The 22,018-nt window shown below is 66.9% G+C and carries 17 protein-coding genes; 2 read left to right on the top strand and 15 right to left on the bottom strand.

What is annotated here, in order from left to right; genetic code table 11:
• Positions 1–579: 579 nt before the first annotated feature.
• The 5 genes from BCEP18194_RS21525 to aceK form a co-directional block, all read right to left on the bottom strand.
• Complete coding sequence (locus BCEP18194_RS21525; RefSeq protein WP_011353373.1) at positions 580–1,851, bottom strand: dienelactone hydrolase family protein; 1,272 nt, start codon at positions 1,849–1,851, stop codon at positions 580–582.
• A 106-nt stretch (positions 1,852–1,957) separates the two neighbouring features.
• Complete coding sequence (locus BCEP18194_RS21520; protein WP_011353372.1) at positions 1,958–2,395, bottom strand: YchJ family protein; 438 nt, start codon at positions 2,393–2,395, stop codon at positions 1,958–1,960.
• 37 nt (positions 2,396–2,432) lie between these two features.
• Complete coding sequence (locus BCEP18194_RS21515) at positions 2,433–3,110, bottom strand: SDR family oxidoreductase (protein WP_011353371.1); 678 nt, start codon at positions 3,108–3,110, stop codon at positions 2,433–2,435.
• A gap of 111 nt (positions 3,111–3,221) precedes the next feature.
• A complete protein-coding gene (gene can / locus BCEP18194_RS21510; RefSeq protein WP_011353370.1) occupies positions 3,222–3,989 on the bottom strand; it encodes a carbonate dehydratase in 768 nt (255 codons plus the stop codon).
• 55 nt (positions 3,990–4,044) lie between these two features.
• Entirely contained in the window at positions 4,045–5,862 is a 1,818-nt protein-coding gene (aceK, locus tag BCEP18194_RS21505) for a bifunctional isocitrate dehydrogenase kinase/phosphatase (RefSeq protein WP_041492972.1), read from the bottom strand.
• 303 nt (positions 5,863–6,165) lie between these two features.
• Between aceK and BCEP18194_RS21500 the strand changes: the two genes are divergently transcribed.
• A complete protein-coding gene (locus tag BCEP18194_RS21500; RefSeq protein ID WP_011353368.1) occupies positions 6,166–7,245 on the top strand; it encodes an MBL fold metallo-hydrolase in 1,080 nt (359 codons plus the stop codon).
• A gap of 16 nt (positions 7,246–7,261) precedes the next feature.
• Here BCEP18194_RS21500 and BCEP18194_RS21495 read toward each other — a convergent pair whose 3' ends face one another.
• From BCEP18194_RS21495 to argS, 6 genes are all read right to left on the bottom strand, one after another.
• The gene (locus tag BCEP18194_RS21495; RefSeq protein WP_011353367.1) at positions 7,262–8,908 is read right to left on the bottom strand and encodes an ABC-F family ATP-binding cassette domain-containing protein; all 1,647 of its coding nucleotides are present in this window, start codon (positions 8,906–8,908) and stop codon (positions 7,262–7,264) included.
• Positions 8,909–9,107: 199 nt separating this feature from the next.
• Positions 9,108–10,703, bottom strand: a complete 1,596-nt coding sequence (locus BCEP18194_RS21490; RefSeq protein ID WP_011353366.1) for an ABC transporter substrate-binding protein — start codon at positions 10,701–10,703, stop codon at positions 9,108–9,110.
• Between the two features lie 522 nt (positions 10,704–11,225).
• Positions 11,226–11,999, bottom strand: a complete 774-nt coding sequence (locus BCEP18194_RS21485; protein ID WP_011353365.1) for an SDR family oxidoreductase — start codon at positions 11,997–11,999, stop codon at positions 11,226–11,228.
• 19 nt (positions 12,000–12,018) lie between these two features.
• Positions 12,019–12,657: a thiol:disulfide interchange protein DsbA/DsbL gene (locus BCEP18194_RS21480; RefSeq protein ID WP_011353364.1), complete on the bottom strand. Its 639-nt coding sequence runs from the start codon at positions 12,655–12,657 to the stop codon at positions 12,019–12,021.
• A gap of 69 nt (positions 12,658–12,726) precedes the next feature.
• Complete coding sequence (locus BCEP18194_RS21475) at positions 12,727–13,632, bottom strand: SPOR domain-containing protein (RefSeq protein ID WP_011353363.1); 906 nt, start codon at positions 13,630–13,632, stop codon at positions 12,727–12,729.
• Between the two features lie 107 nt (positions 13,633–13,739).
• Positions 13,740–15,521, bottom strand: coding sequence for an arginine--tRNA ligase (argS, locus tag BCEP18194_RS21470; RefSeq protein ID WP_011353362.1), 1,782 nt, complete (start codon positions 15,519–15,521; stop codon positions 13,740–13,742).
• A gap of 200 nt (positions 15,522–15,721) precedes the next feature.
• On the opposite strand from argS, the gene BCEP18194_RS21465 reads away from it, so the two are divergent.
• Positions 15,722–16,045 (top strand): DUF1840 domain-containing protein, encoded by a 324-nt coding sequence (locus BCEP18194_RS21465; RefSeq protein ID WP_011353361.1) that lies wholly within the window; start codon positions 15,722–15,724, stop codon positions 16,043–16,045.
• 115 nt (positions 16,046–16,160) lie between these two features.
• On the opposite strand, the gene metH is transcribed toward BCEP18194_RS21465, so the two are convergent.
• The 4 genes from metH to BCEP18194_RS21445 all read right to left on the bottom strand — a co-directional run bounded on the left by metH (position 16,161) and on the right by BCEP18194_RS21445 (position 21,982).
• Positions 16,161–18,878: a methionine synthase gene (gene metH, locus BCEP18194_RS21460; RefSeq protein WP_041492971.1), complete on the bottom strand. Its 2,718-nt coding sequence runs from the start codon at positions 18,876–18,878 to the stop codon at positions 16,161–16,163.
• A 42-nt stretch (positions 18,879–18,920) separates the two neighbouring features.
• Entirely contained in the window at positions 18,921–19,988 is a 1,068-nt protein-coding gene (locus BCEP18194_RS21455) for a homocysteine S-methyltransferase family protein (protein WP_041492970.1), read from the bottom strand.
• Between the two features lie 201 nt (positions 19,989–20,189).
• Positions 20,190–20,447, bottom strand: coding sequence for a BTH_I0359 family protein (locus BCEP18194_RS21450; protein WP_006477667.1), 258 nt, complete (start codon positions 20,445–20,447; stop codon positions 20,190–20,192).
• Between the two features lie 254 nt (positions 20,448–20,701).
• Positions 20,702–21,982 (bottom strand): DUF3108 domain-containing protein, encoded by a 1,281-nt coding sequence (locus BCEP18194_RS21445; protein ID WP_011353358.1) that lies wholly within the window; start codon positions 21,980–21,982, stop codon positions 20,702–20,704.
• Between the last annotated feature and the right edge of the window lie 36 nt (positions 21,983–22,018).

The raw sequence follows: 22,018 nt of genomic DNA, 5'->3' as shown, positions 1-22,018 counted from the left end.
CAAACGCCGCAAAGCCTTGCCGGGCGGGAGTTCCGCGCAGATCGGAGCGGCTCGGGACGGTACGGTTCAGATGTCTCGAAATGACCGCAGATGACGACGTTCGAGTGAGACCCCCCAACCGAAAAAAATCGTGGGCCGGGTGGGGTGTGACGGCGCAGAAATATGGGGAATGATGAAATGGGTGGTTTGTGGCGACACTGGGAGATCGAAAGATCCAGCGTCTCGCGTTGCCCGATCAACGGGGGCCATGCATGGCAAGGCGCCGGGACGGACTCCGATGGAAGGTGAGGTCAGGTCAGGGCAACGCTTTGCGCAGTGTGGGGTGGGACACGTGCTCGATGTGGCGGAACGCCGGCGTGATCTTGTCGATTTCCTTGCCGGGCACGCCGCGCTCCTCGAAACACGTCTCCACTCGCGGGTCGGTTGCCAGACTTCCGCAAGCTGGATGCTCGTAAAAGCGAGCGTTATGCGGATTGTGCTCGATTTTACGAGTGCAAGCGATGAGTGAGGCGCTGCGATGGCCTCGGCGCGATGGGTGAGGGGAGAAAAACGAAAAACGGCGGCGAAGGCCGCCGCTCGTCAACGCGAAGCCAGTGCCGGCGTATCGGTGTCGCGTGCGTTGCTGTCGTCGTTGTCGGCCGTCTGCGTCGTGTTCCACACGACCCGGTCGTTGACCGCATACAGCCGGCACGACCCCGCGCCTTGCTTCGCGCAGTTGTCGAGCGCGAGCGCCATCGGGTCGTCGCCGCCTTCGGCCCATGACCATGCGCCTTCCGACGAGACCGCGAACGCGCGGCTCGGATGCTGGTTCAGGAAGCGGCGATAGCCTTCGCGGCCGGCTTCGTCGACATACGGCACCGCGTTGACCGAGTCGATCGACGCATAGCCGCTCGCCTTCGGCTCGTGCGGGTTCGCGACCGCGTAGCGCACCGAGGTCGGCAGGTTCAGCTGCGCGAGGAACGCGTTGACGGCCGGCCACCACACGGGCACGCCGTCGCGATCGACGATCAGCCGGTGCGCGTCGTCCTTGTAGCGGCCGAAATCGATGAACTGGGCCTGCGTGCCGTGCGAAACGTACGCGTCGTGCATCTGTGCGACGAGCCCGGGCGTCCACACCGAGTCGTTGTCGCCGTACAGCCACAGCGACCGCACGGCCGTATGTGCGCCGTACTGGTCGAACGCGTCGACGAGGTTCTTCTGCCAGCCGTCGCAGAGGTCCTGGCGCAGCCCGCCGGAGAAGTTGATGATGCCGCGCACGCCCGGTGCGGCTTCGGTGCCGTATGCGACCGACACGAGGCCGCCGTGCGACGTGCCGGCGACGACGATGCGCGACGCATCGACATACGACTGGCGCGACATGTAGCGCACCGTCGCGTCGACGTCAGCCGCCTGCGCGAGGCCGTTCTTGCCGACGTTGCAGCCTTCCTGCTGGTACGTGCCGTCCGACCCCGCGAAGCCCTGGCGGTTCGGTGCGATCACCGCATAGCCGCGGCGCACGAATTCGCGCGCGAACGCGAGCGGCCGGCTGCGCGGCTGCAGATGGAGATCGCCGGTGTTCTTGCCGTGATTGAAGACGACGAGCGGGAACGGGCCGGGGCCGTTCGGCTTGAAGAGCGTGGCCTCGAGCGTGACGGAGCCCGATGCGTCGGCCGGAATGCGGAGGATCTGTTCGTTCAGGTCGGCGGCGACCTGCGGCAGGTTCGAATTGCCGTAGTCGAAGCGTTCGGCGTGGGCGAGCGACCCGCTGGCGCCGGCACCCGTCCCCGTATTGGCGCTCGGCAGCGTACCGGCCTGAGCGGCCGACAGCGCACACGCCGCCATCCATCCCACCAATACCTTGCTGAACGCCATTCGTAAGCCCTGCCATGCAACATGACCAATTCGAGGTCATCGTAGCCGGACAAAATGGGGTTGTGCAATGCGGGAATTACCCGGCGTCTGACACAGCAACTATTTGTCAACGTTCACTTACTTCGCCGTCGACGTAGCGCCAGAAACCGTGCTCGTCGCGCTCGAAACGGCTCGTCTCGTGGAGCCGGTAAGCGCGTCCGCCGACCTTGTAGCGGGCCACGAATTCGACCTCCGCGTGCCGTTCGTCGAGCGGCGCGTGGCGTTTGACCGCGAGGCCGAGCCAGCGCGGCGCGTCGGGCGCTTCGGGGTCGGTGTCGAGATCGGCCGGGCAGGTGCGCGCGGCCCAGGTCGCGCGCAGGTAGTCGGTCGCGCCGAGCACGTACGCGCTGTACCGCGAACGCATCAACTCGAGCGCGGTCGGTGCGGCTTCGCCGCCGTCGATGAAGCGGCCGCAGCAGGCCGCATAGCGGGGCGCCGGCGCTTTGCCGGCGGGAGCGGGGGACGCGCCGCCGCACGGGCACGCGTCAGGTCGGTTCGAAATCATGCGAATCGGGAATTAACGACGCAAGGTTGTCGGCTGCCTACCAGCTCAGCTCGATACCGTCGTACTGGAAGAAACGGCCGTTTGCCTGCGACACGTCCGCGCCGGATTCGGCGATCACGCGGCGCATGCCGGTCACGCTGGTTTCCGGGTCGATCGCGGCCTGCGCGCCGCCCATGTCGGTGCGCACCCAGCCGGGATGGAGCGAGATACAGGCGGCATGGCGCGTCTGCAGCGACGCGATGCGCAGCGCGTCGTTCAGCGCGGCCTTGCTCGCGCGGTACAGCCAGCCGGTCGTGCCGGTCGCCTCGGCGATGCTGCCCATCCGGCTCGACACGACGGCCAGCACGCCGCGCGCGTCCTCGACCAGCGGCAGCACGATCGGCAGCAATTGCATCGGCCCGCGCACGTTCGTATGCATCACCGCGTCGAAATCCTCGGCGGTGACCGTCTCGACGCCCTCGGTGCGCGGCCCGTACACACCCGACACCAGCACGGCCGCATCGAGCCGCTCGCCGTCGAGTTTCCAGCCGAGCGCCGCGATCTGCTCGGGCTGCGTGATGTCGAGCGCATGCGCGTGCGCACCGAGCGCGCGTAGCGCGTCGAGCGACGCGTCGTCGCGCGCGGTGGCGATCACGTTCCAGCCGTCGCGCCGGTATTGGCGGACGAATTCGCGGCCGAGGCCGCGCGATGCACCGACGATCAATGCGGTTTTCATGCGCGTCGCTCCTTTGCTTGGCGCCGCCGTGGCGGCAGCGCCGGGATCAGATCCATTCGAGGGGTGGCACGACTGTACGCCTGCGCAGCGGCCGCCGTGCAGGCCGTGGCGTTACTTCGCGTCGTCGCACGGCTTCAGCGTGGCGGCGACAGCCTGCGCGACGCCTTCGAGCCGTGCGGCGTCTGCCGCGATCATGTCATTGTCCGGCGCATGCTCGCCGCCGGCGACGAGTGCGGCCACGCAACGCGTGTAGGTCTCGTCGAGCGCTTCGAAGTTCGACACGGCCATCCCGAGGTTGCGCATCCGGCCGTCGTGCACGCCGTACACGAGCCCGTGCACGGTGAGCGACTGGCCGCGCGCCCACGCGTCGTTGACGATCGTCGTGCGGCACACGTTGACCACCTGCTCGATCGCGTTCAGCTCGATCAGGCGGCGATAGCGCGCTTCGCCCACCGGCCATGCGTCGAGCAGCGCCGTGTGGCGCTCGCGCACGTCCTGCACGTGATGCAGCCAGTTGTCGGCGAGGCCGACGCGACGGTTGAGCAGCGCGGCGTTCACGCCCGAGCAGCCGTAGTGGCCGACGACCATGATGTGCTTCACGCGCAGGATGTCGACCGCGAACTGGATCACCGACAGGCAGTTCAGGTCGCTGTGCACGACCACGTTCGCGATATTGCGGTGGACGAACACTTCGCCCGGCGGCAGGCCGATGATCTCGTTCGCGGGCACGCGCGAATCCGAGCAGCCGATCCACAGATACTCCGGCGCCTGCTGGTCGGCCAGACGCGCGAAGAATTGCGGGTCGTCTTCGAGCTTGTGCTTGACCCAGGCGTCGTTGTTGTCGAACAGGTGTGAAAGCGGATGGTCTTGGGTGTTCATCGGTGTGGATTCCGTTGGCGGAAATCAGGTCGCAATCGGTGCGGTGTAGCGGGCGTCAGGCGGCGCGCTGCGCGTCGCCTGCGCCATCGTTCTGGTCCGTCGCGCCGAAGCGCGCGGGGTAGCGCGTGCAGAAGCGCAGCGCGGTGTCGTACGGGTAAAAGTCGGGCAATTCGCCCTGGATCAGCTTGTCCTTGCTGGCTTGCCACAGCGCGGGATCGAAAAAGTCCGCGTGATGCTTCATGAATACGTCGCGCACGCGCGGGTCGCCGAGCAGGAATGGCCCGTAGGTCTCCGGAAAGATGTCGTGCGGGCCGACGGTATACCACGGTTCGCCGGACAGCTCGTCTTCCTCGTTGCGCGGCGGCGGCACGCGGCGCACGTTGCAGTCGGTCAGGTACTCGATTTCGTCGTAGTCGTAGAACACCACGCGGCCGTGGCGCGTCACGCCGAAGTTCTTGTACAGCATGTCGCCGGGGAAGATGTTCGCCTTCATCAGCTCCTTCACCGCGTTGCCGTACTCCTTCACGCCGTGCTCGACGTCGCTGTCGGAGCCGTTCTGCAGGTACAGGTTGAGCGGCGTCATCCGGCGCTCGATGTACAGGTGCTCGATCACGAGATTGCCGTCCTCGTATTCGAGCAGCGACGGCACTTCCTTTTCCAGCTCGCGCACGAGCGCGTGGTCGAGCCGCGCGATCGGCAGCGCGACGCTCGAATATTCGAGCGTGTCGGCCATCCGCCCGAGGCGGTCGTGGCGCTTCACGAGCTGGTACTTCTCCATGATCTGCGCGCGCGTCGTTTCCTTCGGCGGCGGGAAGTGATCCTTGATGATCTTGAACACGTACGGGAACGACGGCAGCGTGAACACGAGCATCACGAGGCCCTTGATCCCGGGCGCGATGATGAAGCGGTCGCTCGAATGCGACAGGTGGTGCAGCAGATCGCGATAGAACAGGTTCTTGCCCTGCTTTTGCAGGCCGACCGACGTGTAGATCTCCGCCTTCGGCTTGCCGGGCATGATCGTGCACAGGAAGTCGACGTACGCGGACGGCACGCCCATGTCGACGAGGAAATACGAGTGCGAGAAGCCGAAGATGATCATCAGCTGGTCGCGGCGCAGCAGCACGGTGTCGAGCGACAGCACGCCCGGACGCACGTGGCGGATCGGCACCGCGAACGGCAGCACGCGGTCGGCGTTGATGATGCGGCCGACGATGTACGCGCTCTTGTTGCGGAAGAACAGCGACGACAGCACGTGGATCTGGAAATTCGGTGCTTCGTCGAAGTGGCCGAATTCGTCGTGGATCGCCTGCATCACGCACCCGATGTCGCGCGGGAGATCGTCGAACGCCGGCTCGAGCTGGAAGTTGGTGACGATCCGCTCGAGCGTGGTCGCGAGCCCGTCGGTGCCCGGATAGTACGCGCGGTAGGTCGGCTTCGCGGCCGGCTCGTCGTTCTCCAGATACTCGGTCGAGATCGCCGGGCGCACGAAGATGAAATCGTTGCTGAAGTACGAGCGGTGCAGGATCTTGCAGCACACCGAATTGAAGAAGGTCTCCGCGCACTCGGGCTGGCGGTGCGACGTGAGCAGGCCGATGTAGTGCAGCTTGATCTGCTGCCACACTTCGTCGTCGATGTTTTCCGCGTCGTATTCGTCTTCCAGCACCTCGACGCATTCCTTCACGCGATCGTCGTACGACGTGATCCGCTCGCGCGCGAGCCGCTGCAGCCCGTGCCAGTCGCCATGCTCGTACAGCGTCTTCGCCTCGACGGCCGCCTCGCGGAAGATCCGGTAGTGGCGGTCGAAGTTTTCGAGCATCGTCTGCGCGACGTCGAAACCGATCTGCGAAGACAGCAGTTTGGGGAAGTGATTCATCGCGTGCAGGCTCGTTCGGGAGGGGCTGTAAGCACTCGCCATTTTAGCGCCCAAGCGGGCGGTTCAAGGGCTTCGCGGCGATGCGCGGCCGGCCGGCAAGCGGCGGGTTATCCGCCGTTGGGGGCCGTTCGGTGCATCTTCGCGTAAAGATACGGGTACGGAACCGATTCTGGCACGAACTTTTTTTGACGGGGCGCTGGCCGCCGGGCACGCGTTCCTCGGGACGGCGATAGAATCGACGGAACGCCCGCCGCGGCCTGCCGCCGGCGCGCATTCGCACCGATAACGACGAGACGCCCCCCGATGAACGCACTGGAACACCAACTCGACTACCCCTTCGCCGACACGCTGCCCGCCGCGGGCGACACGTTCGAGGTCGCACCCGGCGTGCGCTGGCTGCGCATGCCGCTGCCGTTCTCGCTCGATCACATCAACCTCTGGCTGCTGCGCGACGAGATCGACGGGCAGGCCGGCTGGACGATCGTCGATTGCGGGATCTCGTCGGAGGCGATCCGCACGCACTGGGAGCAGATCTTCGACACGCATCTCGACGGCCTGCCCGTGCTGCGCGTGCTCGTCACGCACTGCCATCCCGATCACTTCGGCCTCGCGAACTGGCTGTGCGAAGGCGGCGACAAGGGCCGCTGGAACGTGCGGCTGTGGATGACGCTCGGCGAGTACATGTTCGGCTGCCTGATGGCGGCCGGCAACGGCTCGAACGCGGGCGGCGCGGCGGCCGCCGATCACTTCGCGCGCCACGGGCTGACCGATCCGGCCGCGCTCGACAAGCTGCGCAACCGCCGCAGCTACTACGCGGATCTCGTGCCGGCCGTGCCGCCGCGCTACCGGCGCCTGCGTGAGGGCGACGCGGTGACGATCGGCACGCGCACGTGGCGCGTCGTGACCGGCTTCGGCCATTCGCCTGAACATTGCGCGCTGCACAGCGAAGCGGACGGCGTGCTGATCTCCGGTGACATGGTGCTGCCGCGCATCTCGACGAACGTGTCCGTGTTCGACCTCGAACCGGAAGCGAACCCGCTCGCGTTGTACCTGCAGTCGCTCGGCCGCTACGAGACGATGGCGCCCGATACGCTGGTGCTGCCGTCGCACGGCAAGCCGTTCCGCGGCGTGCGCACGCGCATCACGCAACTGCGCGAACACCACGACGCGCGCCTGGCCGAAGTGCGCGTCGCGTGCGCGGAAAAGCCGATGAGCGCGGCCGACATCGTGCCGATCATGTTCCGCCGCCGCGAACTCGACATCCACCAGATGACGTTCGCGCTCGGCGAGGCGCTCGCGCACCTGAACCTGCTGTGGCTCGCGGGCGAACTCGTGCGCGAGCAGGGCGACGACGGCGTGCTGCGGTTCCGTACCGCCGGCTGACACCGCTTCGTTTTCCTCACGCGACGGGTTCGTAGCGCCACCCGTCGCGATGCCATTGCATCGTGTGCGTCGGGTCGAGCGCCGCGAGAAACGCGGTGTCGTGCGACGCGACCACGATCGCGCCGGGGAAGCCGGTCAGTGCACCTTCGATCGCACGCACCGATTCGAGATCGAGGTGATTGGTCGGCTCGTCGAGCAGCAGCAGTTGCGCGGGCGTGCCGCGCCACAACGCGCACGCGAGCGCGGCCTTCAACCGTTCGCCGCCGCTCAACTGCCGTGCCGGCTGCGTCGCGCGCACCGCGTCGAGCTGCAATAGCGCGAGCCGGCTGCGCAGGTCGCCTTCGGCGAGCGGCGTATCGAGCAGCCCCAGTTGCTCGACGATCGAACGATCGGGATCGAGCAGCGCGAGCCGCTGGTCGAGATACGCGGCGCTCACGTGGGTCGTGCATGCGCCTGAACGCGGCGCAAGCTCGCCCGCGAGCATCCGCAGCAACGTCGATTTGCCGCAGCCGTTCGGGCCGGTCAGCGCGATGCGCACGGCGCCGCTCGCCGACCACGTGATCGCATCGGCATTGCCTGCGATGTGCCACGGCAGTTGCGCACCTTCGAGCGTGAACAACTGGCGACGTGCGCTGACTTCGGTACCCGGCAGCGACACGAGCACCGGCGCATCGGCTTCGACGCGCGCGGCCGCTTCCTGCACGCGTTCGTCGAGCGTCGCCTTGAATTCATTCTGGTGGCGCCGCACCGTGCCCATGATGCTGCGCGCCGCGCCCTTGCGGCTCTGTTTTGCCATCGATGACAAGTTGGCCGTTTTCGCCTCGCGCAGCGACGCGGCCGCGTGTCGCTGGATCGTGTCGTGTTCCTGTTCGAGCCTGCGCCTGACGCGTCCGCGTTCGGCACGCGCGTTGTCGAGCGCAGACTGCGCGGCATCCTGTTCCGCGTCGCGCTGCGCGCGGTAGAGCGCGTAGTTGCCGCCGTACGAGCGCACGCCTTGCGGTGTCAGCTCGACGATGCGCTGCACGTCGGCGAGCAGCGCACGGTCATGGCTCACGATGATGAGGCCGCCGCGCCAGCCGTCGAGCGCCGCGCGCAGCCACGCGCGGCCAGTCGCGTCGAGATGGTTGGTCGGTTCGTCGAGCACGAGCAGGCCCGCGCCGGACAGCAGCGCGCCGATCAGCGCGACGCGCGCGAGCTGCCCGCCGCTCAGGGCCTGCGCGGGCGTGTCGGGTTGCACGTCGTGCAGGCCGGCTGCGTCGAGCGCGATGCGCAACCGTTCCACGAGATCCCAGCGATCGCCGATCAGGTCGAAGTCGTGCGGTTCCGCGCGGCCGTCGGCGAGACGCGCGAGCGCGCCGAGCGGCACATCGAGCGCGGCAATCTGCGCGACGGTTCGCGGGCCGGCCGACGCGTCGCCGTCGTCGTGCTGCTGCGCGACGTAGACGATCGACGTATGCCGGTCGATCGTCCCCGCGCTCGGCGCGCAGCGGCCCGCGATCAATTGCGCGAGCTGGCTCTTGCCGATGCCGTTGCGGCCGACGATGCCGGTCGGCGTGCGGTCGATGGAAAGGTCGAGCGAATCGAACAGCGTGAAGCCGTCGTCGAAGCGGAAGGAAACGTGATGAAGCGCGACGAGCGCGCCGGTGGGCGTGGCAGCAGCCATAAGCACCTCCAAAAATGCGTGAAGACCTTCGCGCGCGGCGTGCGTGGCACGGCGGCGAAAACATTTCGGGAAGGCTTAGTTGTTCACTTTGGCTGGCGTCCGGTATGAGGAATGAGCGCGCAGTGTAGCAAGCGCGGCGCGCGGGCCGCAAGCGACGGCCCGACGCACCGTCGCTTGCGCGCCACGCGCGAGGGTCGCGTTACTGCACCGCGACGGACGTGAAGTTCTGCCGCCCGAACGGGCTCACGTGATAGCCGCTCACGTTTGTGCGCGTGAGCGCGGCCGCGGTCGGGTAGCCGAGCGGAATCCACAGCGCCTGGTCGTGGATGATCTTCTGCGCGGCTTCATACAGCTTCGCGCGCTTGGCCTGGTCGGCGGTCGATTTGCCGTCGGCGATCAGCTTGTCGAGCTGCGTGTCGCAGAAGCGCGCGAAGTTGATGCCCGACTTCACCGCGTTGCAGCTGAACAGCGGCGACAGGTAGTTGTCCGGATCACCGTTGTCGCCGGCCCAGCCCATGAACAGCATGTCATGCTGGCCGAGCTTCGCCTGCTTGATCAGCTCGCCCCATTCGATCACCTTGACCTCGGCCTTCACGCCGATCTTCGCGAGGTCGGCCTGCAGCAGCTCCGCGCCGACCTTCGGGTTCGGGTTCAGCACGCTGCCGGTCGGGCGCGTCCAGATCGTCGTCGAGAAGCCGTTCGGGAAGCCGGCCTGCGCGAGCAGCTGCTTCGCCTTTGCAGGATCGTATGCGTACGGCGCGACGTCCTTCGCGTAGCTCCACGTGTTCGGCGGATACGGGTTGTTCGCGGCCGTCGCGGTGTTGTCGAACACGACCTTCAGGTAGGTCGCGCGGTCGAACGCGAGGTTCAGCGCTTCGCGCACTTTGTCGTTGTCGAGCGGCTTCTTCTGCGTGTTCAGCGCGACGAACGCGGTCATGAACGCGGGCGTCTGCACGACCTTCAGCGCACTTTCACCCTTTGCGGCGAGCACGTCCTGCGGCTTCGGTGACAGCGCGATCTGGCATTCGCCGGCCTTCACCTTCTGCAGGCGCACCGACGGGTCGGGCGTGATCGCGTAGATCAGCCGGTCGACCTTCGGCTTCGTGCCCCAGTAGGTCGGGTTCGCGTCGTAGCGGATCAGCGCGTCCTTCGTGTAGCTCTTCAGCACGAACGGGCCGGTGCCGACCGGCTTCGCGTTCAGGTCGGCCTGCTTGCCGGCCTTCAGCAACTGGTCCGCGTATTCGGCCGAGTAGATCGACGCGAAGCCCATCGTCAGGATCGGCACGAACGTCGCGTTCGGCTCGTTCAGCACGAACTTCACGGTGCTGTCGTCGACCTTCGTGACCGACTTCACGAGCTTCACGAGGCTCATCGACTGCGCGTGCGGGAAGCCGCTTGCACCGGCCACCTTGTGCCACGGGTTCGAATCGTCGAGCATCCGCGAGAACGTGAACACGACGTCGTCCGCGTCGAGCGAGCGGCTCGGCTTGAAATAGTCGGTGGTCTGGAACGCGACGTTCGGGCGCAGGTGGAACGTGTACGTGAGGCCGTCTGCGCTCGCGTCCCATTTGTCGGCGAGCGCGGGCACGACTTTCTTCGCGGCTTCGTCGTACGACACGAGCGTGTTGAAGATCACGTCGGCCGATGCGTTGGTCGTGACGAGCGAGTTGTACTGCACGACGTCGAAGCCGTCCGGGCTCGATTCCGTGCACACGGTGAGCGGCTTGGCGGCGGCGAGGCCGGGGGCGGCGAGGGCGGCGGCGAGCGTGGCCGCGGCGAACAGCTTGACCTGCATAGGATCTCCCACGTGGCTTGTGTTTTTTGCTGGGTGACGGGATGCGGGCGCGGCCCGGAAGCGGACAGGGCCGGCGCGGCTGGCGAATAGCATACCGTCAAAGCGCAAGACGCGTGAAAAAAGGCGCCTGAACGCGGTGAATTGGCCGAAAAACGGCTGCGTTCGCGACGGAACGGGTGTTGGGGCGGCGAGGGAGGCTGCGGGCGGAGGAACGCTGGCGCTTGGGGGGCGCTGGACGGTGGCGCGTCAGGGACGGCGCAGGAGCGGTGCGGGTGTCGAATCGAAATGTCGAAACGGCCGGCGGGTTCGGTGATGCACAGGGGCGGAGAGGCGGCGTGGGAGCGGTCTGCGAATCGACGCGTCGAAGCGGCTTGGCGTTTGCGTCTGTGTCGGTGCGGAGGGCGGAAGGCGGAAGGCGGAAGGCGGAAGGCGGAAGGCGGAAGGCGGAAGGCGGAAGGCGGAAGGCGGAGAAGCGGAGAGACGGCCCGCGAAGCTTCGCGCGGGCCGGTGCTCACCGGAGCGTCAGTGCGCCCCCGCCTTCGGCTTGCGCGGCGCCTTCTCGAACAGGCGGTCGTACAGCCAGCGCGGCAGCACGTGCAGCACCTTCGCGACGACGCCCATCTGCCACGGAATCACGCGGAACGCGTGCTGCCGCGCGATCGCCTGGGCCGCACGCGCGGCGAAGCGGTCGGCGTCCATCAGGAACGGCATCCGGTACGGGTTGTGCGCGGTCATCGGCGTACGGATGTAGCCGGGCGCGATCGTCACGACGCCGACGCCGGCGGGCCGCAGCTCGACGCGCAGCGCTTCGAGATACTTGATCGCGGCCGATTTCGACGCGCTGTACGCACCGGAGCCGGGCAGCCCGCGCACGCCGGCGACGCTCGCGACACCGACCAGCGTGCCGTGGCGCGTGGCCGTCATCGGGGCGACGAACGGCTCGAACGTCGCGACCATCCCGTAGTAGTTGATGTCCATCACGTCGCGAAACGTCGCGAGATCGCCCTGGCCCGTGACGGCGCCCTGGCTGATGCCTGCGTTCGCGATCACGACGTCGGGGCAGCCGTGCGTCGCGATGAACGACGCAGCGGCCGTCGCGAGCGCTTCGGCGTTGCGCACGTCGGCGGAATAGACGGAGATGGACAGCTTCGGGAAGCGCCGCGCGAACGCATCGAGAGCCTCGGTGCGTCGCGCGACGAGTGCGAGCGTGGCGCCCTGGCGGGCGTATTCCTCGGCCATCGCGAGGCCGAGGCCGCTCGATGCGCCGGTGATGAAGACCTTCAGCGGAGTAGTCATGCCGGCGCGCGGGCGGGGATCAGAGCTTCTTGTCCTGAACCTGCTTCACGAGGAAGTCGAGCACCTGGGCCGTGCCCGGGATGCTGTTCGCGTAAGCGGGGCCCGTCTTGTACTTGCCCTGGACGACGACCGTCGGCACGCCGTCGATCGCGTAGTCCTTCAGCAGCTTGGCCGACTGGTTCACTTCGCCCTGCACGCTGAACGAGTTGTACGCGTCCATGAACTGCTTCTTGTCGACGCCCTGCGTGGCCAGGAAGTCGGCCTGCGCCTGCGGCGTCAGCAGATAGTTCTTCTGCTTGTGGATCGCATTGAAGATCGCCGGCGTGACCTTCTCGGAGATGCCGAGCGCGGACACCGCGTAGAACAGCTTCGAGTGCGGGACGAAATCGTCACGGAATGCGACCGGGACGCGCTTGAAGTCGATGTTGTTGCCTTGCTTCTTCACCCAGGCTTCGATCGTCGGCTCGAATTCGTAGCAGTGCGGGCAGCCGTACCAGAAGAACTCGATCACCTCGACCTTGCCGGCCGGCGCGGACACCGGCTGCGGCGACTTCATCACCTCGAAGTCCTTGCCGGCGACCGGTGCGGCGGGCGAAGCCTGCGCGAGGCCGGCGGCCAGGCCCAGGGACAGAAGGAGCGTGCTAAGCAGTTTTTTCATGTTGTGAACGTCGAATCAGTTGCTCGGGTTACGAAACGTAACGGGTTCTGAGTGGGCTCGGCCGGTTGCTTACTGCTTCGTGAAACGGATCACCGCCGTGTCGACACCTGCATCGGACAGGCGCTGGCGGGCCGAGTTCATATCCTCGAACTTCGAGAACGGGCCGACACGCACGCGGAAATACGTCACGCCGCTGACATCGCGCTTCGACACCTTCGACTCGAAACCCTGGAAGCCGAGGCGCGCGCGCTGCTGCTCCGCGTCGCCTTCCGTCTTGTACGCGCCCACCTGCAGGAAGTAGCCGGTATTCGCGTCGTTCGCGGTCGGCGGCTTCGCTGCCGCGGCGGCCGTGGCCGACGAGGTCGGCTTCGGCGTGTTCGCGGCCAGTTGCTGTTGTTGCTGCTTTTGCGCGGCGGCTTGCTGCGCCTGCTTCTGCGCGGCGAAGCGGGCGAGGTCGTCCTCGCCGCCTTGCTGCTGTTGCTGCTGCGCTTGCTGCGTCTTCTTCGGCGGCGGCGTGGTGTCGGCCGGCTTCGGTGCGACGGCGACGCCGTTACCCGACGACGTATTGTTCGACGCGGTCGTGTTGTTCGAGCTGCCGGTGTTGTTCGACCCGCTCGACCCGTTGGCCTGCGGCGGCACTTCGACGATCTGCGGTTCGGGCAGCAGGCCGCCCTGGGTCTGGTTCGCGGCCTGGCCGGGCGCGGTGTTCGGCGGCGCGGGCTGCGCGGCCTGCGGCACCGGCTGGCCCGGCGTCTTGCCCTGCAGCGCGCGGTTCGGATCGAACTGCTGCGGCTGGCTCGCGCCGTTGTCGGCCGGCGGCGGCGCGACCTTCGACACGAACGGCGACGGGGAACGCGTGATGTAGAGCGCCACCACCACGGCGATCGCGAGGCCGACGATCAGGCCCAGCACGATTCCAAGAAATGTCCCTCCGGCTTGTTTCGATTGCTTCGAAGTTCGGCGTGGTTGTGCCATTGCTTGAGTCACCTGCAAAAAGAATCGTGAAAAGGCTGCGGCTGGGGCACCCGACGGCAGGCGCCCAGCCGCAGCCATTCGCTGCCCGGTTCGGGCCGCTTGCTGCCTTACATCTTGGCGGGCGCGGACACGCCGAGCACCGCCAGACCATTCTCGAGCACCTGCCGGGTCGCGGCGAGGAGTGCGGCGCGCGCATTGCGCGGCGCTTCGTCGTCGACCAGCACGCGCTCCGCATTGTAGAACGAGTGGAATTCGCCAGCGAGGTCGCGCAGGTAGAACGCGACCGCGTGCGGTGCCAGCTCGTTGGCCGCGTGCGTGAGCATGTCCGGGTACTCGGCCAGCTTCTGCATCAGCGACGCCGCTTGCGCGCTCGTCAGCTGCGACAGGTCGGCGCCCGGCAGCTGCGCGACGTCGACGTTGTAGCGCGATTTCAGCTCATTGAGCACCGAGCAGATCCGCGCATGCGCGTACTGGACGTAATAGACCGGGTTTTCGTCGTTCTGTTTCAGCGCGAGGTCGATGTCGAACACGAACTCGGTATCGGCCTTGCGCGAGATCAGGAAGAACCGCACCGCGTCGCGGCCGCGCGTGATGGTCGCTTCGTCGATCAGGTCGGGCGCCGCTTCCTGGCCCGCCGCCGCGCCGCCCGACCATTCGATCAGGTCGCGCACCGTCACGTAGCTGCCCGCGCGCTTCGAGATCTTCACTTCCTGGCCTTCGCGCATCACGGTGACCATCTTGTGCAGCACGTAGTCGGGGTAGCCCTTCGGGATCCCGATGTGCAAGCCCTGCAGGCCGGCGCGCACGCGCGCGATCGTGCCGTGGTGGTCCGAGCCCTGGATGTTGATCACCTTGGTGAAGCCGCGCTCCCACTTCGTCACGTGGTATGCGACGTCCGGCACGAAGTACGTGTACGTGCCGTCCGACTTGCGCATCACGCGATCCTTGTCGTCGCCTTCGTCGGTCGTGCGCAGCCACAGCGCGCCGTCCTGCTCGTAGGTCATGCCGGCCTTGATCAGCGCGTCGACCGTCTTCTCGACACGGCCTTCGCTGTACAGCGACGACTCGAGGTAGTACTGGTCGAACTTCACGCCGAACGCCTGCAGGTCCATGTCCTGCTCGCGACGCAGGTACGTGACCGCGAACTTGCGGATCGCGTCGAGATCCTCGACGTCGCCCGTGCCCTTGACCGGCTCGCCGTCGGACGCGGCGACCGTTTCGCCGTTCAGGAAGTCGCGTGCGATGTCGGCGATGTATTCGCCGTTGTACGCGGCTTCCGGCCAGCCCGCGTCGCCCGGCTTCAGGCCGCGTGCGCGCGCCTGCGTCGAGATCGCGAGGTTGCCGATCTGCACACCGGCGTCGTTGTAGTAGAACTCGCGGTGCACCGCGTAGCCCTGGCTCGCGATCACGTTCGCGAGCACGTCGCCGAGCGCGGCCTGGCGGCCGTGGCCGACGTGCAGCGGGCCGGTCGGGTTCGCCGACACGAATTCGAGCAGCACCTGCTTGCCTTTCTCGCGATCCGACGTGCCGAACGCGCGGCCCTGGTCGAACACGGCGGCGATCACCGCCTGCTTCGCGGCGGCCGACAGGCGCAGGTTGATGAAGCCGGGGCCGGCGATCTCGGCGGCTTCGACGAGGCCTTGCGCGCCCGGCTGGGCGGTGAGGGCGGCGACGATCTGCTCGGCGAGCTGGCGCGGGTTCGTGCCGAGCGGCTTCGCAAGCTGCATCGCGACGTTGCACGCGACGTCGCCGTGCGCGGCGACCTTCGGGCGCTCCAGCGTGATGACGGGGGCGACGGTTGCGGCGTCGGCGCCTTTCAGCGCGTGTGCGACCTGCTTGACGCTATCCGCGAGCAGGGCTTCGAGGGTCTGTTTGTGTGCTGGCAGCATGCTGGTAGAAGGCTTCGTTGGTGGCGGCCGGAAACGCCGGCCCGCCGGCGCGCTTTTTAAGCGCGCGTTTCAGGGATCGCAGAATTTTAACAGGTGCTAATATGCCGCTCAGGCGGCCCGCGTCCGCGAGGCCGGACGCCGGTCTGCCGGCGTTCCCCAACCGCGCCGCGCAGGCACAACAAGATGAAAAGGGAATTGTCATGATTACGTTCAAGAGCAAGGCGGCACAGGATCTCGACGTGCTGAAGGATTTCGCCGTGTATGTGCTGGGTCTCGTCGGCAAGCAGCTGGGCGAGCGCGGTGTGATTACGCACGATGAGCTGGACCACGCGATCGCCAAGCTGGAAGGCGCCGTTGCGCAGGCGAAGCAGGAACGCGCCGAGCACGCCGGCCATTTCCACGAAGATGAAGCCGACCACGCGCACCACGAAGTGCCGCCGAGCCTGGCACAGCGCGTCGCCCCCTTCCTCACGATGCTGCGCGAAGCGAAAGCCGGCGAAGCCGACGTGCACTGGGGCTTCTGAGCCTGCTTGCCCGGCCGGTCCGAAAGGATCGAAAGGTAGGAAAAAGCCCGCTTCCGAGCGGGCTTTTTCTTTTGTCTGACAATAGCGGGCGGCTGCGCGCCCGTCGAAGGGCCGATTACAGCTGCGGCGCAAGCGCGCGGCGCGCGTCGTCGAGCGACAGCGCCATGCGCTGCGCATAGTCCTCGAGCTGATCCTGCCCGATCTTGCCGACCGAGAAGTACGTGCTGTCCGGATGCGCGAGATAGAAGCCCGACACGCTCGCGGCCGGCAGCATCGCCAGCGAATCGGTCACGCTCATGCCGATCTCGTCCGCGCGCAGCACGTCGAACATGTCGCGCTTCACGAGGTGGTCGGGGCAGGCCGGGTAGCCGGGCGCCGGGCGGATGCCCGCGTACTTTTCGGCGATCAGCGCATCGTTGTCGAGCGTTTCGCCGCTCGCGTAGCCCCACAGCTCGCGCCGCACGCGCGCATGCATCGCTTCCGCGAAGGCTTCCGCGAAGCGGTCGGCGAGCGCCTTCAGCATGATCGCGCTGTAGTCGTCGTGGTCGGCTTCGAACTGCTTTTCCTTCACGTCGACGCCGAGGCCGGCCGTCACCGCGAACATCCCGATGTAGTCGGCGACGCCCGATTCCTTCGGCGCGATGAAGTCGGCGAGCGAGCGGTTCGGCCGCATTACGCCGTCGACCACCGGGCGCACGCTCTGCTGGCGCAGGTTGCGCCACGTGAGCAGCACTTCCGAGCGCGACTCGTCGCTGTAGATCTCGATGTCGTCGCCGTTGACGGTATTCGCCGGCAGCAGCGAGATCACGCCGCTCGCGGTCAGCCAGCGGCCCTGGATCAGGCGCGCGAGCATCGATTTTGCGTCGGAAAACACGCGCCGCGCCGATTCGCCGACGATCTCGTCGTTCAGGATCGCAGGGTACGGGCCCGCGAGATCCCAGGTCTGGAAGAACGGGCCCCAGTCGATGTACTGCGCGAGCTCGTTCAGGTCGTAGTTCTTGAACACGCGGCGGCCGATGAACTTCGGCTTCACCGGCTGGTAGCCCGCCCAGTCGACCTTGGTCTTGTTCGCGCGCGCTTCGGCGAGCGTGACCATCGGCTGCGCCTTGCGGTTCGCGTGCTGGTCGCGGATGCGTTCGTAGTCGGACTTCAGCTCGTCGAGGTACTTCGTCGCGCCTTCGTCGGACAGCAGGCTGGAGGCGACCGATACCGAGCGCGACGCGTCCGGCACGTAGACCACCGGGCCTTCGTAGTGCGGCGCGATCTTCACGGCCGTGTGCACGCGCGAGGTCGTCGCGCCGCCGATCAGCAGCGGAATCTTCTTCACGCGGAAGTAGTCGTCGCGCTGCATTTCGGACGCGACGTACGCCATTTCCTCGAGGCTCGGCGTGATGAGGCCCGACAGCCCGATGATGTCCGCGCCCTCGACCTTCGCCTTCGCGAGGATCTCGTTGCACGGGACCATCACGCCCATGTTGACGACTTCGAAGTTGTTGCACTGGAGCACGACCGACACGATGTTCTTGCCGATGTCGTGCACGTCGCCCTTCACGGTCGCGATGACGATCTTGCCCTTCGCGCGCACGTCGCCGCCCGCTTCCGCGAGCAGGCGCTTTTCTTCCTCGATGAACGGAATCAGGTGCGCGACGGCCTGCTTCATCACGCGCGCCGATTTCACGACCTGCGGCAGGAACATCTTGCCCTGGCCGAACAGGTCGCCGACGATGTTCATCCCGTCCATCAGCGGCCCTTCGATCACGTTGATCGGGCGGCCGCCGGCCGCGTCGATCTTCGCGCGCACTTCCTCGGTATCCTCGACGATGAAGTTCGTGATGCCGTGCACCAGTGCATGCGAGAGCCGCTTCTCGACCGGCTGGTTGCGCCACTCGAGGTTCTCTTCCTTCTTCGCGCCGCCCGCCTTGAACTTGTCGGCGATTTCGAGCAGGCGGTCGGTCGAATCGTCGCGGCGGTTCAGGATCACGTCCTCGACGCGCTCGCGCAGCTCCGGGTCGAGGTCGGCGTACACGCCGAGCTGGCCCGCGTTGACGATGCCCATGTCCATCCCCGCCTGGATCGCGTGGTACAGGAACACGGTGTGGATCGCCTCGCGCACCGGGTCGTTGCCGCGGAACGAGAACGACACGTTCGACACGCCGCCGCTGATCTTCGCGTGCGGCAGGTTTTGCTTGATCCAGCGGGTCGCCTCGATGAAGTCGACCGCGTAGTTGTTGTGCTCCTCGATGCCGGTCGCGATCGCGAAGATGTTCGGGTCGAAGATGATGTCTTCCGGCGGGAAGCCGACTTCGTTCACGAGGAAGTTGTACGAGCGCGTGCAGATCTCGATCTTGCGCTCGTAGGTATCGGCCTGGCCGGTTTCGTCGAACGCCATCACGACGGCCGCCGCGCCGTAGCGGCGGATCAGGTGCGCGTGGTGGCGGAACGCGTCCTCGCCTTCCTTCAGCGAGATCGAGTTCACGATCGCCTTGCCCTGCACGCACTTCAGGCCCGCCTCGATCACTTCCCACTTTGACGAGTCGATCATGATCGGCACGCGCGCGATGTCCGGCTCCGATGCGATCAGGTTCAGGAAGCGCACCATCGCCGCCTTCGAATCGAGCATCGCCTCGTCCATGTTGATGTCGATCACCTGCGCGCCGTTCTCGACCTGCTGGCGCGCGACCGCGAGAGCCTCGTCGAACTGGCCGTTGAGGATCATGCGTGCGAACGCCTTCGAGCCGGTGACGTTGGTGCGTTCACCGACGTTGATGAAGAGCGTCCCGGGCGTGACGTTGAACGGCTCGAGGCCGGCGAGGCGCATCATGTGATCGGTCATGGCGGTGCGGATTCTGGTGATGAAGGACGTGGGGCGGTCGGGTCAGGCGTTGTCGCTGTACTGGTTCGGCCAGCGGCGCGGCTTCACGTCGGCGAGCGCCTTCGCGATCTCGGCGATGTGTTCGGGCGTCGTGCCGCAGCAGCCGCCCGCGAGGTTCACGAGCCCGGCTTGCGCGAATTCCTTCAGGAGGCCCGACGTGACGTCCGGCGTCTCGTCGAAGCCCGTCTCGGCCATCGGGTTCGGCAGGCCCGCGTTCGGGTAGCACGACACGTACGTGTCGCACAGCTTCGCGAGCTCGGCGATGTACGGGCGCATCAGCGCCGCGCCGAGCGCGCAGTTCAGGCCGAACGTGAGCGGCTTCGCATGACGCAGCGAATTCCAGAACGCCTCGACCGTCTGGCCCGACAAAATCCGGCCCGACGCATCGGTGACGGTGCCCGAGATCATGATCGGCAGGCGCTCGCCGGTGTCTTCGAACAGCTCGTCGAGCGCGAACAGTGCGGCCTTCGCGTTCAGCGTGTCGAAGATCGTCTCGACGAGGAACAGGTCGACGCCGCCGTCGAGCAGCGCCTTCGCCTGCTGGTAGTACGACGCGCGCAGCTCGTCGAACGTGACGTTGCGTGCGCCCGGGTCGTTGACGTCCGGCGAGATGCTGGCCGTCTTCGGCGTCGGCCCGATCGCGCCCGCGACGAAGCGCGGCTTTTCCGGCGTCGCGTATTTCTCGGCCGCTTCGCGCGCGAGCTTCGCCGATTCGATGTTCATCTCGACGACGAGATCTTCCATCTCGTAGTCGGATTGCGCGACGGTCGTCGCGCCGAACGTGTTGGTCTCGACGATGTCGGCGCCGGCCGCGAAGTACTGGTCGTGGATCTCGCGGATGATCTGCGGCTGCGTGATCGACAGCAACTCGTTGTTGCCCTTGATGTCGCGCGGGAAATCCTTGAAGCGCTCGCCGCGATACGCGGCTTCGTCGAGCTTGTAGCGCTGGATCATCGTGCCCATCGCGCCGTCGAGGATCAGGATGCGCGATTTCAGCAGCGCAGGCAGAGCGGCGCCGCGCGTGTAGGGCGCGTCGAGCGGGACGGAAGCGGCGAGAGGAGTCGCAGACATGGGCGAAAGACCGGCGAAGACGGGAAAGCCGTCATTGTAGCCGGTGCGCATGGGCACCGCCCGGCCTTGCGCCGCGCCGGCCGGGCCGCCAAATGAAAACCCCCGCCGGCGAACCGGGCGGGGGCATGATCGGAGTGCTCGCGGCGCCGCGTCGATGCGCGGCGAATGGCCCGGCCGCACGAGGCGCCGGGCCGCGGGTCGTCAGTGCAGTACGACGGGCATCATCATCAGGCTGTCGAATTGTCCGAGGAATTCGTCGACCTCGTCGAGCGATGGCTCATCCTCGATCAACTGTTTCACGTGCGCGCGGAATCGTTCGGCAAGTTCGCCGTCGATGAAGATTTCGCGCTGCGCGTTCTTGTCGACGATTTCATATCCGCCGGCATTCATCAGGTGGTGGCCGGCCTGCGGCGCGAATTCGACGACGCAGTAGTTGGGGCTGTTGTAGATCATTTGCATGGCGGCACTCCTCTTCGCAGTGGCATCTGGCCTTGTTGTCCCCTAGGTGGGGCGAGCCTTGCCGGTTTCAAGGGGCTTGCGCTGCACACCCCGTTCCCGTCTGCATGGGGTGTATCGGTTAGAAGCCGATGTCTATGAAACGTTTCCCATTGTCTGCCGGTGGACTGAAATAGTTGTTAAAGAGTGTCATCGGCCATTTCACGGAAATCTGTAATCGGTCGAAATTGCCGAATCGCGTGCATGCGCACGTGAGTTCACTGTGTGACAGGCGATGTGACAGGCGAAGGCGTGGGCGGTGCAGCCGGTTGTGCCGGCGGTTGCACGGTGGCCGGCGGCGCGGGTTGTGCCGGTTCCGCGGCGGGAGCGCCCGATGCATCAGGCGTCGGTGCACCGGCGGGCGCATGCGTTGCGCCGCCTGCCGGTTCTTCATCGGAAGGCGCGTCCGGCGCCGCGAGCCGGCCATGCCACAACAGCTCGATCTGCGCGCCGTTCGGTTCGGACTGCACGAGCCGCGCGGGCAGCCAGCCGAGCGACGGCGCGAGCCACATGTCGATGCGGCGCGTATCGCCGTCGCGCCGCGGCAGGCGCATGAAGTGCCGCGCACCGATGATGCCGGCCTGCGTCTGCACCTGCTCGTCGCCGATCACGGTGATCGGCCAGGTCTCGCCGCTGTTGTTGTCGATCACGAAGAACTGCTGCGTGACGCCCGGCTTGTACGCCGACGGATTGCCGCGCACGAGCCCCGACAACTGCATCAGCATGCTGAAGCGGTCCTGCACGCCGTCGGGCAGCGGCGCGTTGTTCGGCGTGCGCGTGAACACGACCTGCCGGATCTCGCGGTTGAAGATCGCGATGTCTTCCGGCCGTTTGCCGCGCTTCTCGACGTAGCGGTCGGGCGCGACGCCGAACGCGTCGATGCGGCCTTCGCTGCGGTAGGTGAACGGGCCGACGAACGGCACGGGCATCGACACCGACAGGTCGTAGGTGTGCCCGTCGGTGCGCCAGCGGATCGTGCCGATCATGTTCTGCATGCCGTTGTAGAACGTGTCGTACTGCAGGTCGCCGGACGGCGGCGCGCTGAACTTCACGCCGTTCGTCGCGGGGCCCGGCGTTGCGGCGCTGGCAGCGCCGGCAGCCGACGCGGCATGTGCGCCCGATGCGCCCGGTACGCCACTCGCCGCGGACGCGGCGGCCGGCGGCTCGCCGTGTTCGGCCGTTTGCGTCGACGTGAGGACCGGCTCAGGCGCGGGTTTCGGTGCGGCGGCCTTCGGGGCCGCCGGGGCGGGCGCGGCCGGCTGCTCGACCGGCTTCGGCGCAGGCGGCGCGGGCTGGCGCTCGATCGGTTGCGGCTTCAGCAGCTCGATCTGCACGGGGATTTCGGCGGGTGGGGGCGGCGTGAACGCTTCGCGGTTGCGCATCAGCCAGAACGCGGCGAGCGCGTGCAGCACCAGCACGACGACGAGCGCAATGCCCACGCGCAGCCAGTGGCGGGGCAAAGCGTGACTCGGGCGGGTGTCGGCAGGCTGCATGGGCATCGGAACAGGATCGGGGCGTTCGCATGACGTCGGGCG

Origin of the sequence: Burkholderia lata (genome assembly GCF_000012945.1) — a bacterium.
Classification (GTDB): Bacteria; Pseudomonadota; Gammaproteobacteria; order Burkholderiales; family Burkholderiaceae; genus Burkholderia; species Burkholderia lata.
Note: the sequence above shows the minus strand (reverse complement) of the source record. Positions and strands in the feature narration are given on the sequence as shown.